Annotated in this window: 11 protein-coding genes; 5 read left to right on the top strand and 6 right to left on the bottom strand. The window is 74.0% G+C overall.

Annotated elements, in window-relative coordinates; all coding sequences use genetic code 11:
• Positions 1-128: 128 nt before the first annotated feature.
• A complete protein-coding gene (locus tag LQK89_RS02235) occupies positions 129-722 on the bottom strand; it encodes a nitroreductase family protein (RefSeq protein WP_058741766.1) in 594 nt (197 codons plus the stop codon).
• 103 nt (positions 723-825) lie between these two features.
• Between LQK89_RS02235 and LQK89_RS02240 the strand changes: the two genes are divergently transcribed.
• The gene (locus LQK89_RS02240) at positions 826-1,749 is read left to right on the top strand and encodes an AEC family transporter (protein ID WP_231050025.1); all 924 of its coding nucleotides are present in this window, start codon (positions 826-828) and stop codon (positions 1,747-1,749) included.
• 470 nt (positions 1,750-2,219) lie between these two features.
• Here LQK89_RS02240 and LQK89_RS02245 read toward each other — a convergent pair whose 3' ends face one another.
• The 3 genes from LQK89_RS02245 to LQK89_RS02255 all read right to left on the bottom strand — a co-directional run bounded on the left by LQK89_RS02245 (position 2,220) and on the right by LQK89_RS02255 (position 6,276).
• Positions 2,220-3,056, bottom strand: coding sequence for an exodeoxyribonuclease III (locus LQK89_RS02245; RefSeq protein WP_231050026.1), 837 nt, complete (start codon positions 3,054-3,056; stop codon positions 2,220-2,222).
• Positions 3,057-3,127: 71 nt separating this feature from the next.
• Positions 3,128-4,456: a peptidoglycan DD-metalloendopeptidase family protein gene (locus tag LQK89_RS02250; protein ID WP_231050027.1), complete on the bottom strand. Its 1,329-nt coding sequence runs from the start codon at positions 4,454-4,456 to the stop codon at positions 3,128-3,130.
• A gap of 149 nt (positions 4,457-4,605) precedes the next feature.
• On the bottom strand, positions 4,606-6,276 hold the full coding sequence (locus tag LQK89_RS02255) for a hypothetical protein (RefSeq protein WP_231050028.1): 1,671 nt from the start codon (positions 6,274-6,276) through the stop codon (positions 4,606-4,608).
• Positions 6,277-6,373: 97 nt separating this feature from the next.
• Here LQK89_RS02255 and pyrE point away from each other — a divergent pair, with 97 nt between their 5' ends.
• Positions 6,374-6,925 (top strand): orotate phosphoribosyltransferase, encoded by a 552-nt coding sequence (gene pyrE, locus LQK89_RS02260; RefSeq protein ID WP_141860204.1) that lies wholly within the window; start codon positions 6,374-6,376, stop codon positions 6,923-6,925.
• Positions 6,922-9,183 (top strand): hypothetical protein, encoded by a 2,262-nt coding sequence (locus tag LQK89_RS02265; protein ID WP_231050029.1) that lies wholly within the window; start codon positions 6,922-6,924, stop codon positions 9,181-9,183. Before pyrE ends, LQK89_RS02265 begins: the two co-directional genes overlap by 4 nt.
• 43 nt (positions 9,184-9,226) lie before the next feature.
• On the opposite strand, the gene LQK89_RS02270 is transcribed toward LQK89_RS02265, so the two are convergent.
• Positions 9,227-10,180 carry an aldo/keto reductase gene (locus LQK89_RS02270; RefSeq protein ID WP_231050030.1) on the bottom strand — a complete coding sequence of 318 codons (954 nt, stop codon included), beginning with the start codon at positions 10,178-10,180 and terminating at the stop codon, positions 9,227-9,229.
• 157 nt (positions 10,181-10,337) lie between these two features.
• Between LQK89_RS02270 and LQK89_RS02275 the strand changes: the two genes are divergently transcribed.
• Both LQK89_RS02275 and LQK89_RS02280 read left to right on the top strand, forming a co-directional pair.
• Positions 10,338-10,982, top strand: coding sequence for a HEAT repeat domain-containing protein (locus tag LQK89_RS02275; RefSeq protein ID WP_231050031.1), 645 nt, complete (start codon positions 10,338-10,340; stop codon positions 10,980-10,982).
• Positions 10,983-11,363: 381 nt separating this feature from the next.
• A complete protein-coding gene (locus tag LQK89_RS02280; RefSeq protein ID WP_231050032.1) occupies positions 11,364-12,659 on the top strand; it encodes a sodium:proton exchanger in 1,296 nt (431 codons plus the stop codon).
• Between the two features lie 181 nt (positions 12,660-12,840).
• Here the strand turns inward: LQK89_RS02280 and LQK89_RS02285 are convergent, their stop codons facing one another.
• Positions 12,841-13,530 carry a metal-dependent transcriptional regulator gene (locus tag LQK89_RS02285; RefSeq protein WP_174778960.1) on the bottom strand — a complete coding sequence of 230 codons (690 nt, stop codon included), beginning with the start codon at positions 13,528-13,530 and terminating at the stop codon, positions 12,841-12,843.
• Positions 13,531-13,542: the final 12 nt, after the last annotated feature.

Here is a 13,542-nt window from a genome sequence, read left to right on the forward strand (position 1 = left end):
GCGTGGGGTCCGGTGTCGAGTCCTGCGTGCGGTCCGGTGTCGTGTCCTGATCCATGTCCGGACATGGTACGCCCCCGTGGCGCTGGAGCGCTCCAGGGGGGGGGGGGGGGCGGACCGTTCCTCGTCAATTACTCCTTGACGAGGACGACCTCGTCGAGGGGGAGCCGCGTGCGCGGCGCGACCTCGCGCTCCGCAGCCTGGTCGCCGAGCTGCGCGGGGTCCGCCACTGTGCCGATCGCCGTCACGGTGTACGGCAGGAAGCGCTCCGGCAGGTCGAACGCGGCGCGGAGGCCCTCGGCGTCGATGCCGGCCATCTGGTGCACGTGCAGGCCCTCGGCGTGCGCCTGGACCGTGAGCGCGGCGAGCGACTGGCCGAGGTCGTACTGCGCGAAGGGACGCTCGTCGCCGTCCTCGGTCACGGTCTCGAGGACACCGACGACGAGGGCGCTCGCGCGGAACGCCCACGCGGCGTTGAAGCCGAGCAGGTTGTCGTTGATCTTCCGGAACGTCTCGGTGCCACGGCGGCCGGCAACGAAGCGGCGCGGCTGGTGGTTCATCGCGGACGGGGCCCAGCGGGCGGCCTCGAGCAGGGCGTCGAGCTGCGCGTCGGTGACGGTGGCGGTCTCGTCGTAGGAGCGGGGGCTCCAACGCTCCTCGAGGAGCGGCACGAGCGGCTGGCTGGAGTCGGTCGAACGGGTGAGCGTGTCGGGCGTCGAGGTCATGATGCGTGCAACGGTACCGATGCGTCGCGCATTTCCCGTCCGAGCGCGTCTGTGAGCAGTCACATGGTCGTCCGTCCGGGACCGGGCTGACAGGATGGAGGCGATGGGTGGCGTCTTGACCGGGTTCGCGATCATCGGCGCGATCATCGCCGCCGGGTACGTCGTCGGCCGCGCCGGGCTGCTCGGCCCGCACGCCCAGTTCGTGATGAGCCGGCTCGCCTTCTTCGTCCTGATGCCCTGCCTGCTCTTCCACACCATCGCGACGGCCCACATCGAGACGCTGGTGTCGCCGATGCTCTGGGTCTCGCTGATCAGCGCCGTCACCGTGGCGCTCGTCGCCGTGCTGGTCTTCCGCCTGGTGCTCCGGCGCTCGGTCGCGACGACGACGGTGGGGGCGCTGGCCTCCGGCTACGTGAACGCGAACAACATCGGGCTGCCGGTCGCCGTCTACGTCCTGGGCCAGGCCACCGCGGTCGTCCCGGTGATCCTGCTGCAGCTCGTCGTGCTCGCACCCCTGGCGCTCACCGTCCTCGACGTGGCGACGGCCACCGGGGGCACCTGGCGGAGCCGGGTCGCCGGACCCTTCCGCAACCCGATCATCATCGCGTCGCTGCTCGGTCTGGTGTGCTCCGCGCTCCGGATCGAGATCCCGACGCCGATCCTCGAGCCGTTCGCCCTCGTCGGGGCCGCCGCGGTGCCCGTGGTGCTCCTGTCCTTCGGCATGAGCCTGCACGGGGCGACCCCGCTGCGGGACCCCGCGATCCGGGCGGACGTGCTCGTGGCCGCCGGGCTGAAGCTCGTGGTGATGCCGCTCGTGGCGTTCGTGGTCGCCCGGCTCGTGTTCCGGCTCGACGAGCAGGACGTGTTCGTACTCACGACGCTCGGTGCCCTGCCGGCGGCGCAGAACGTCTTCAACTACGCGCAGCGGTACCAGGCGGCGGTCCCGGTCGCGCGGGACGTCGTGCTCGTCTCGACGATCGGTGCGGTGCCGGTGCTCGTCGTGGTCGCGGCGGTGCTGCACCCGTAGCGTGCGCGCCCGGGCGGCGGCGCCGACTGGGCCACAAGTGGGCCGCTCAGCGGCCCGTGGCGGGGTGTCTTGCACGCGGGGCGCGACACGGGCGGCGTGTCCTGCCCGCTCGCGGTGGCGGGTGGGTGAGTCGGACTGGAGGCGCGGGGCGGGCTGGCACCGTGCCTCCCGTCCGTCGTCCGGTCGCGAGAGGCCCACATCTGGGCCGCTCAGCGGCCCGTGGCGGGGTGTCTTGCACGCGGGGCGCGACACGGGCGGCGTGTCCTGCCCGCTCGCGGTGGCGGGTGGGTGAGTCGGACTGGAGGCGCGGGGCGGGCTGGCACCGTGCCTCCCGTCCGTCGTCCGGTCGCGAGAGACCCACATGTGGGCCGCTCGGCGGGCGGCGACGGGGTGTCGTGCACGCCGGGCGGGACGCTGGCGGCGTGTCCTGCCCGCTCGCGGTGGGAGCAGGTGGGTGGGAGGGACCTGCGTCAGAAGATCATCGGGCGGTCGTCGTCGAGCGAGGTCTCCAGGTCCAGGTCGACCGATACGGGGACGTGGTCGCTCGGGGCGTCGCCCTTCCGCTCGTCGCGGTGGATGGTCGCGCCGACCGTGACGTCCGCGAAGGCCTGGGACCCGAGCACGAAGTCGATGCGCATGCCCTCGTTCCGGGGGAACCGGAGCGACTTGTAGTCCCAGTACGTGTAGCCCTCGGGGACGATCGGCCGGACGACGTCCTGCAGGCCGCGGGACTCGAACGCGCGGAAGGCCGCACGCTCCGGCTCGCTGACGTGCGTCGCGCCCTCGAACACGGCCACGTCCCAGACGTCCCGGTCGAGCGGCGCCACGTTCCAGTCGCCCATGAGCGCGAGGGGCGTCTCCGGCTCGGCCTCGAGCCACTCAGACGTCCGGTCGGCCAGCTGCGAGAGCCAGTCGAGCTTGTACGTGTAGTGCGGGTCGCCGAGCTCGCGGCCGTTCGGGACGTAGAGGCTCCACAGGCGGACGCCGTCGACCGTGACGCCCATCGCGCGGGCCTCGACGGGCAGGTCCGGGCCCTCGTGACCCTTCAGGAACCCGGGCTGGCCGGGGAAGTCACGGGTGACGTCCTCCATCGGCAGCCGGCTGGCGAACGCGACGCCGTTCCACTGGTTCAGCCCGTGTGCCTCGACCTGGTAGCCGGCGGCCTCGAACGCCTCCACCGGGAACTGCTCGGGCTTGCACTTGATCTCCTGCATGCCGAGGACGTCGACGTCCTCGCGGACCAGCCAGTCGACGATCCGCCCCACTCGGGTCCGGACGGAGTTGACGTTCCAGGTCGCGACGCGCATGGGATCGAACCTACCGGTGCCGCCGGAGCGCGGGCCGATCGACCGCGTGCCCGAAGCCGACGATCCGCGGGCTAGAAGCCGACGCCCCGTGCGGCCATGAACGGCGCGGGGTCGGTCGTGGCGCCGTTGATGTGGACCTCGTAGTGCAGGTGGCACCCGGTCGAGTTGCCGGTCGAGCCGACGAGGGCGATGAGCTGCCCGGCCGAGACCTGCTGGCCCTGCGAGACCCGGAAGCCGCCGTTGACGATGTGCCCGTAGGCGGTCTTCACGCCGCCGCCGTGGTTGATCCGGACGTAGTTGCCGTAGCCGCCGTACCAGCCGACGTAGTCGACGGTGCCGGCCGACGCCGCGACGATCGCCGTCGAGCAGCCGCTCGTCAGGTCGAGCCCGTCGTGCTTGGTGACCCGTCCGGTGATCGGGTGCACGCGGTAGCCGTAGGGGCTGATGACGTAGCCGCCGGCGGGACGGACCCAGCCGGTGCCCGAGCCGGAGCCCACACTGCCGCCGCCGCCCCCGCCCGGCGCGGGCGCACCGCCGCCGCCGCTGTTCGACGCAGCAGCCGCGGCCGCTGCTTCGCGCGCGCGGGCCGCTGCTGCCTCGCGCGCGGCCTTCTCGATCGCGGCCTTGCGCTCGGCCTCGCCCTTGGCGAACTCGGCCTCGGTCCGGACGCGACCCGAGGTCAGCGTCGCGAGCTGGGCGTCGAGCCGGGCCTTGTTGTCCTGCTGCTCGGTGTACGCCGACTGGACCTTGTCGGCCGCGGCCTGGGCAGCGTCCATCCGCTCCTGCGCGGCGGCGGCGAGCCGGTCGAGCTCCGCCGAGGCCCGGTCGGCCTGCGCGGTGAGGGAGCGGGCGACGGCGGCGTCCGCGGTCGCTGCGGCCTCGACCCGTTCGGACTGCTCGGAGAGCTTGCTCAGCGCACCGAGGTCGTAGAGGAGGTCGCGCGCCGACTCGCCGCCGGACAGTACGGAGGCGGTGACGTCGGCGCCACCGTGGCGGGCCATCTGCGCGGCGAGCTGCCCGGCCTGGGCGGCGCTCTGCTCGGCGACCTTCGCGTGCTCCTCGGCGTCGGCGCGGAGCTTCTGTTCCTTCTCGGCGGCGTCCTGCGCGTCGCTCTGCGCGGCGTAGAACTCGTCGCCGAGCCGCTGTGCCTCGGCCTCGGCTTCCTTCACCTGGGTCGCGAGGCCGTCGATGATGCTCCGGATCGCGGTGATCTGCTCCTGCTTCGCGGACTCCTGCCCGCGGGCGGCCATCACGTCGTCCCACGAGGGGTACTTCGCGGCGCTCGCACTCGGCGCGTCCAGCAGGACCGTCCCGAGCAGGCCGGCGAGCGCCAGTCCGGTCGCGGCGAGGCGGAACCGGAAGGACGTGCGGGGGATGCGGCCGTTGGTGGGACGAGTCACGGAGTCGAGCCTATACATCCGTTCAGGCATCTCGGTCCGACGGCGCGCCGCTGTGGACAACTCCGATGGACGACCGTCACACGACGCACGGCACGCGCCGCCCGACGCCGGCCGACGCACGGACGCCAGCCGCCTGACGCAGAGACGGCTCAGAACCCCCGCTCGCGCCGGATCACGTCGGCGCTCCCCACCACGTCCCGCCGCAGCACCGCCGCGCCGGCGGTCCCGGCGTAGTCGTACACGTCGTACCCGGTGCAGTGGGTGATCGACGCGGGGGAGCCGAGCGAGTCCTCGACCGCGGTGGTCCAGACGTCGTTCGCCCCGATCACGACGAACGTCGGCCGGGCGTCCCGGTAAGTCCCGAGGTCGACGAGCCACGGGTAGGCGTCGAACGTGTCCCGCACCTGCAGGAGCTGCACGTCGGACGCGGCGTAGGCGGCGAGCGGTCGGACGGTCCAGAACTGCCCGACGCCGGTGACCTGCCGACCGTCCGCCCACCGGTCCAGGCACGCGACCGAGCCGTACCGGGCGTGCGCGACGGCCGAGAGGGTGCCGGGCGCGGTCGCGACCCCGGCGAGGAGCACCGCGGCGGCCGCGACCGCCAGGGTCAGCCGGAGCCCGCGGCGGGGCCGGTGCACGCGGGTCGTCCGGACGGCGGTGCGGGTGAGCTCGGCGACCGCCACGAGCGCGAGCAGCGGGGCCGTGACGATCGGCTCGAGGTACCGCGGGGTGTCCGACCCGGCGACGACCACCCCGACCGACACCGCCACGACCGTGACGAGCGGCAGCGCGGTCGCGACGAGCACGGTGCGCGACGTCCGGACCCGCCAGGCCCAGACCGTCCCACCGGCGGCGAGCAGCACGCCCGCGAACAGGAGGAGCAGACCCGCGTCCCCGGCGGCCGATCCTGCTCGGTCGTCGGTGAGCGCGGCGAAGAACGACAGCGTCTCGCCCGCGTGCTCGGGGTGCACGTACGTCGACGGGTCCAGGGAGACGAAGGGACGGAGCGGGATCCGCAGCAGGTACCCGACCACCGACCCCGCGACGAGCGCCCCGGACAGCCGGGCGACCGGGCGCCACGGCAGCCGTCGTGCGGCGGCGAGCAGCACGAGCGTGACGACGACCGGTGCCGCGGACCACGGCACGTACAGCGGGTTCGACGCCGTCGTGCACGCCGCGACGAGCGCGAGGACCACGAGCACGGTCACGGACGCCCGACCGGTCCGGACGGCGCGGAGCACGAGCACCGCGGTGCCGAGCATCGCGAGCAGGGCGCCGTAGTAGTAGGTCGTCGTGAGGAGCAGCGACGCGAGCTCGAGCGACGTGGCGGTCGCAGACGACTCGGTGAGCACCAGCAGCGTGACGAACCCGAGCGCCACCGCCGCGGTCGCGATCCGCGCCGAGCGCCGGGCGGACGGCATGAGCTCGTTCGCAGCCGCCCGCACCAGGGCGTACACGGCGAGCAGCACCAGGACCCCGTTGAGCGCCAGGGCCTGCTGCGCCGTCGCCGTCACGAGCGAACAGAGCAGGTAGACCGGCAGCTCCGGGAAGAAGAACAGCGCCGGGGACATCGCCCACTCGAACGGCTGCCCGGAACGGATCGAGCGCTCGACGAGCGGCAGCAGCACGGAGTCCGCGTCGTACCAGAGCAGGGCGACCCGCTCGGTCGCTACGACGTGACGCAACGCGATGACGGACAGGGCCAGCGCGACGACCGCGCCCAGCGCCTCCCGGCCGACCGTCGCCACCCACCTGCGGTGGGCCGCCGGACCGGGTCCGGACGTGACCGAGGCGCGCGGCTCCGGTGCGTCGTGGGACATGAGGCGGAGCGTACCGAGCCGTCCGGAGCGCCGCCTGCGGGTGGCGGGGAACGGCCGACGGGTGCGATCCCGGGGTGACCGACTACCCTGGTGCGCTGTGACCGACGCGCGCGAACAGCTGATCCAGCACATCTCGGACGAGGCCGTGTTCCACGGCGACTTCACGCTGACCAGCGGGAAGCAGGCCTCGTACTACATCGACCTGCGCAAGGTGAGCCTCGACCACCGCGTCGCACCCCTGATCGGACAGGTGATGACGGACCTGCTGCAGCAGGTCCCGGACGTCGACGCGGTCGGTGGCCTGACCATGGGTGCGGACCCGATCGCGAGCGCCGTGCTGCACCAGTCGGCCGCGCGCGGCCTGACCTACGACGCGTTCGTCGTGCGCAAGGAGCCGAAGGACCACGGTCGCGGCAAGCAGGTCGAGGGCCCCGACGTCCGCGGCAAGCGCGTCGTCGTGCTCGAGGACACCTCCACGACCGGCGGGTCGCCGCTCAAGGCAGCGGAGGCGCTCGAGCGCGAGGGCGCGATCGTCGCGGCCGTCGCCGTCGTCGTCGACCGCGACACCGGCGCGAAGGAGCGCATCGAGGCGGCCGGGTACCCCTACTTCGCTGCGATCGGGCTGGCCGACCTGGGGCTGAGCGCGTGACCGGGGAGCGTCCGGACGACGCGCGCGAGCCCGAGGACACCGCCGGCCCGGCAGACGGGGACGACGGCCTGGAGGCTCAGCGCGCGTCCGCCTCGGACGCTCCGTTCCGCGGGCTCCGCAGTGCCGCGGACATCTTCGGTGCGCCCCGGACGGCGGACGAGTGGCCCTCGCGGCGCGAGCGTCGCGAGGCGGAGCGGGCCGCCCGTGAGACGGGCGCGCCGCTGCCGGAGCCGTTCACGTCGGACGTGCCGACCGCGCCCGCTCCGCCAGCTGCGCCCGCTGCGCCCGCTGCGCCGGTTTCGGCCGCCGAGTCGGCGGAGTCGGCCGAGCCGGTCGACGGCCGTCCCGCGCCGCTGGCCGAGCGTCCGGTGCCGCCGGCCGTGACGCCTTCGGTGCCGGCCGCGCCCGATCCGGAGGACGCCGGGGCCACGCAGGCCATCCGGATGGACGACGAGCTGCAGGCACCCTCGGTCAACCCGCAGGCGAGCGCCGAGCACGAGCGGGAGACGCTCGGGGAGCGCATCCCGCCGGCCGCCCCGGTGCCGCCGAGGAGCACGACGCAGCACCCCTCCTCCATCACGCTTCCGACGGCGCTCACGCACCGGGACGAGCGCGCGGCCGAGAACCGTGCCGTCGACGAGGAACGCCGCCGCACCGACCCGTTCGGTCAGGGGCGCAGCGACGTCGACTGGCTCGGTCGGGCGACCGGTGCGCAGACGCCTCCGCCGCCGGTGACGCCCACCGGCCCGGTCGCGCAGCCGCTCGGCGTGCACGGGGTGCTCCCGCCGACGCCGGCGCCCTCGACCGGGGAGCCGCCGAGCTTCACCGAGCTCCTGCGGCTGCAGGGCGTCGGAGACGACGACCGCGGGGAGACCGAGCGCCCGTTCGACTGGGCGATCCGGGACGACGAGACCGGCGAGGTCCCGACGACCCTGACGACCGACTCCTTCGACACGACGGCGTTCGGCGCCGGGTCGTGGTCGCTCGCGGACGAGGCGGACGACGACGTCGTCTCGGGCGAGGTCGACACCCCGGCGGACGGGACGACGGTACTGCCGATCGCGCCGGCGCCCGCCGCTGCGCCCGCTTCCTCAGTTCCTGCGCCGGCGTCCGCGCCTGCGGCTGAGCCGGCGTCCGCTGCTGAGCCCTCCGAGCCGCCGACCGGGGCCACCCCGTGGTGGGCCGCACCCGACGCGGCCGCCGCACCCGTCCCGCCCCTGGTCGAGCCGGCGCCGCGTCCGGCGTCCGAGGCCGCGACGACCCGACTGCCGTTCCCGCTCGACGACCGGCAGGACGTCGGCCACGGAGCCGACCACGTCGACGACGTCGAGCCGGGCCCCCGCCGGACCGGGACCCCCACGGCCGCCGGCGCCGGGGTCGCGGACGCCGACGAGATCGACCAGTCCGAGTGGGACGGCCGCGAGACCAGCGACACGAGCGCCATCAAGGACCTGTTCGGCACCGCCGCCGTCGGGCAGCTCGGCGCCACCGGGTACGACCCGCACGAGACCGGCACGCGGATGATGCCCGCGGTCCCCTCGGCCGACCGGGCAGGGGCACCGCGCCCCACGGCCGGACCCGCGCAGCCGAACCGCGCCGCGGTCCTGCTCGACGAGGGCGTCTCGCGCCTGAAGAACGAGGGCAAGCGCGGGAAGCAGCTGCTCATCGGCGGGGCCGTCGTGCTCATCGTCGTGCTGCTCGTCGCCGTGTTCGCCCTGACTCGCTGGATCCTCGGCGGGTCGATCGAGGAGTCGACGCCGGCACCGAGCTCGACCGCGGCCGCCTCGGCCCCCGCGACGCCCGAGGCCACCCCCGAGTCCGGCACGGCGCAGGGGTCCACCCAGCAGCAACCGGCCGCGACCCTGCAGTTCGCCACGACGCAGGCCGCCCCCGGTGTGCACCCGTGGACGGACCTGGCGGGCGGGGAGTGCCTGTCCCCGTTCACGAACGCGTGGGACCAGAGCTACACGGTGGTCGACTGCTCCTCGCCGCACACCGCGCAGCTCACCGCCCGCGTGCAGGTGTCCGCGAGCCAGTGGCCCGGACCCGAGGCCCTCGCGGAGCAGGCGGCGAAGACCTGCCAGAGCTCCGAGGCGATCGACACCGCGGCGGCCGCGAAGGTCGGCGACGTGCAGGTGCAGGGCTCCTACGCCCCCGACCAGGCCACCTGGGACCAGGGCAACACGTTCATCTCGTGCTTCGCGACCCGTGCGCAGGGGCAGATGCTGACCGGGTCGCTGGCGCCGGACGGCAAGTAGTCCGGCACCAGCGCCCGCGGCTCAGCGCGGCCGTAGCCGCGGGTCAGGCCTCGGTCGGGACCGCTGCCGAGGCATCGTCGAGCGTCCGGACCTCGTCCGCCGTGAGCTCGAGCTCGGCGGACGCCAGGAGCGCCGGCAGCTGCTCGGTGTTCCGGGCGCTGGCGATCGGCGCGACGACGTCCGGGCGGCCCTGCAGCCAGGCGAGCGCCACCGAGGCGATCTCGACGCCGTGCGCCTGCGCGATCGTGTCGAGGGCGTCGACCACCGCGAGTCCCTGGTCCGAGAAGTACCCGGACACCTGCCCCTCGCGGTCCTTCCCGGCGAAGTCGTCCTTCGTCCGGTACTTGCCCGTCAGGAACCCGGCGGCCAGGGCGAAGTACGGCACGACGCCCAGGCCCTCGGCGGCGGCCAGCGGCGCGAGCTCCGACTCGTACGGCTCGCGGGTGACCAGGTTGTAGTGCGGCTGGATCGCGACCGGCAGCGCCAGGCCCTCGGCCTTCGCGATGCGGATCCACTCCTCGGCGCGTGCGCGGGAGTAGTTCGAGATCGCCGTGTACCGCACCAGGCCCTCGCGGACGAGCTGGTCGAACGCGCGGACGGTCTCCTCGAGCGGGGTGTCCTGGTCGTCGAAGTGCGCGTAGTACAGGTCGATCCGGTCGGTGCCGAGCCGCTCGAGGCTCGCGCGGGCGGCCGCGGCGATGTTCGACGCCGACAGCCCCGGGAACTGCGGGTGCTGCGACACCTTCGTGGCGATCACCACGTCGTCGCGCTTGCCCGAGGCTCGGAGCCACGAGCCGATGACGCGCTCGGACTCGCCGCCCTCGTTGCCGTCGCCCCAGGCGGAGTAGACGTCCGCCGAGTCGATGAAGTCGCCGCCGGCACCGGTGTAGGCGTCGAGCACCCGGTGCGAGGTCTGCTCGTCGGCGGTCCAGCCGAAGACGTTGCCGCCGAGGGCGAGGGGGAACACGTGGAGGTCGCTGGTTCCGATGCGGGGCATGCGGAGGTCCTTTCCTGGTCGTGCGGATCGGTCGTACGGGTCGCCCGTACGGGTCCGGAGCGTGCCCGGACCGCCCCACGCTATGCCCGTCGTCTGACTCCCCGATCCGCCGGTGGCAGGGCGCTGTTCCGTCGGTGGCAGGGTGTTCCATGAGGGGATGACCACCACCGCCGACGCCCTCACCGACCCCCGCTCCTCCGTGCGCCTGCGCGCCGTGATGGCCCTCGGGACCGCGGCGGACCCGGCCGACCTCGAGCTGCTGCTCGAGCGCTGCGCGGTCGACCCGGACCTGCAGGTGCGCGAGGCGCTGACGTGGTCGATCGTCCGGCTGCCCGCCGAGCTGACCGTGCCGCGGCTCGTCGAGCAGCTGCACCGACCCGAGGCGCAGGCCCGGTCGCAGGCGATCCACACGCTGTCGAAGATCCGTGACGCCTCGGTGTACCCCGCAGTGGCCGAGGCCCTCGGCGACCCGGACCCCGGCGTCGCCCGGACCGCCTGGCGCGCTGCCGCCCTGCTCGCACCGGAGCGCGAGCGCCCCGCCCTGGCGCGACGGCTCGCCCGGGAGCTCGGCACCGGCGACCGCGAGCGTCGGCTCGCGCTGAGCCGCGCGCTCGCCTCCCTCGGCGCGGACGTCGCCGGACCCGTCCTCACCGAGGCCGCCGAGCGACGCGGTGACGCCGTCCGCGAGCACGCCGCGGACACCGAGCGCCTCCTCGCCGACCCGGACGCCGGGTCGGCGCTCGCCGTCGAGCGCGCACGACGCGAGATGGCGCTCGGACGCGGCAAGCGCGCGTCCGGCTGACCACCTGACGGACGGGAGGCACGTGGCGGGCCCGCCCCGTGCCTCCCGTCCGTCCCTGGGTCCCTTGTGTCGGGTCGCGCGTGTCGTGACTCCCTGCCGACGCCGCCGTTCCCGGGGTTCCGGGGCGGGCCGGGGAACACGCGGATTCGGGTCGCCGAACAGGCCCGATCGGCTTGCACGTGCGGATCGGAGCGTGCAGGGTGATGGGCGAAGGGGAGTAGCTCCCAGCGCGTGCATCGACACACTGGCCATCACGACGATCGGCCCGGTGCACCACCCGTCCGGTCCCACCCGGCGGGCGAGCGAGACCTTCGGCCGTTCTGTCGTGCCGAAGCGCTCCCACCCCTGTGCTCCGGTGCGGCCCGACCAAGGGACCACCCCGTGATCGACACCTCCACGCCCACCGCTGCCGCCACCGCGCGGGCACACGCACCCCGGATGGGCCGCAGCGCCTGGGGCCGCATCGCGATCTGCATCGTGCTCGCGCTGCCCGCCGTGGTCTTCCGAGTGACGGGCTTCGCGCCGAACGCCGTCGTCGACCTGCTCGTCTTCGGCGGGGCCGTCGTCGCCGCCTCGTTCCTGCTCGCCTGGGCCGCCGAGGCCGCGCAGAAGGACATCTCCGGTGCGCTCGCCATCGCGATCCTGGCGCTCATCGCCGTACTGCCCGAGTACGCCGTCGACCTGTACTACGCGTTCCGCTCCGGGTACGACCCCGCCTACGAGCAGTTCGCCGCCGCGAACATGACCGGCTCGAACCGGTTGCTGCTCGGGTTCGGCTGGCCGCTCGTCGTGATCATCTCGCTGCTCGTCGCCCGGCGGTACGTCAAGGCCGGGTCGCTGCCCGCCTCGGCGACGAAGGTGCTGCAGCTCGAGACGTCCTCGCGGCTCGACATCGGGTTCCTGGCGCTCCTGGCGGTCGTCGCGTTCCTCATCCCGCTGATGGGCTCCATCCCGATGTGGTTCGGGTTCGTGCTGCTCGCCGCGTTCGTCGCCTACCTGTGGCGCGCGTCGAAGGTGTCCGACGGGGACGACGAGGACGAGGAGATGGTCGGCATGGCCGGCAACATCGCCTCGATGCCGACGCGGGCCCGTCGCTGGACGATCGTCGCGCTGTTCGTCGTCGCCGCCGCGGTCATCCTGTCGTCCGCGGAGCCCTTCGCCGAGGCCCTGGTCGCCTCGGGCAGCGCGCTCGGCATCGACAGCTACTTCCTGGTGCAGTGGCTCGCGCCGCTCGCCACCGAGGCACCCGAGTTCATCGTCGCCGCGCTCTTCGCCCTGCGCGGGATGGGCGGCGCCGCGATCGGGACGCTCATCGCGTCGAAGGTCAACCAGTGGTCGCTGCTCGTCGGGTCGCTGCCGATCGCGCACGTGCTCGGCGGCGGGACCACGGGTGGGCTGCCGCTCGACGGTCGGCAGGTCGAGGAGTTCATGCTCACCGCGTCGCAGACCGTGCTCGGGGTCGCGATCATCATCGCGCTGCGCTTCCACCGGTGGTCGGCGATCGCCCTCGTGGCGCTGTTCGCGGTGCAGTTCGTCGTCACCGACACGAGCGGGCGGTGGGTGTTGAGCGTGGTGCACCTCGTCGCGGCCGTCGTGGTGTTCTGGGTGCACCGGTCGTCGATCCTGCCGACGCTCGCGGCGCCGTTCCGGCGGGCGGGGGCTGCGGCCGGCGCCTGACGGGGGCCGCTCGGGGCGGCGCGGGTGCGGCGCTTCCCGGCACGAGTGCGCCGCTTCCCGATGCCGCGAGCGGGCAGGACACGCCGCGTGCGTTCCGTCGAGCGTGCGAAAACCGTCGGGTCGCGTCGGCGAGCGTGACAGATGTGGGGCGCTCGGCGGGGCTGGGCGGCGCCCGGGCGGGTCAGTGCGGGTCGGGCGTCAGCCAGATGGCGCTCGCCGCGGCGGCCGGCAGGTCGACGAGGGACTCCGCGCCGTCGGGGGACCGGCGGGTGACGGCGATCACGCCCGCGTAGTCCCGGACCCGCTCCACGCGCAGGTGCGTCCCGAGCCCGACCCCGAGCTCGTCGAAGTACCGCAGCAGGGACGGGTCGTCGTCGGACACCCTGTCGACGACGCCGCACGAGCCGGGCTCCACGGACCCGAGCAGCGTGCCCGGGGACGCCGGGACGGTGCCGTCCGCGGCGGGGATCGGGTCGCCGTGCGGGTCGTGGGTGGGGTGCCCGAGGTCGGCGTCGACCCGCTCGAGGAACGTCTCCGACACCGCGTGCTCCAGGGCCTCGGCCTCGGTGTGCACCTCGTCCCACGAGTACCCGAGCCGCTGCACCAGGAACGTCTCGATCAGCCGGTGCCGTCGGACCATCGCCACCGCGACCTGCTGCCCGAGCGGCGTGAGCACGACGCCGTAGTACGGGGTGTGCTCGATCAGGCCGTCGCGGTCGAGCTTCCGGAGGTTCCCCGACACCGTGGACGCCGAGACACCGAGCGACGCGGCGATGTCCCGGGTCGCGAGCCCCTGCCCGCCGCGCTCCCCGGCCTTCCACACGAGTTTCACGTAGTCCTCGGCCATGGTGCTGAGGGAGGGGAGCCGCATGCGTCAATGGTA

Source organism: Curtobacterium sp. C1 (genome assembly GCF_021049325.1).
GTDB classification, from domain to species: Bacteria; Actinomycetota; Actinomycetes; order Actinomycetales; family Microbacteriaceae; genus Curtobacterium; species Curtobacterium citreum.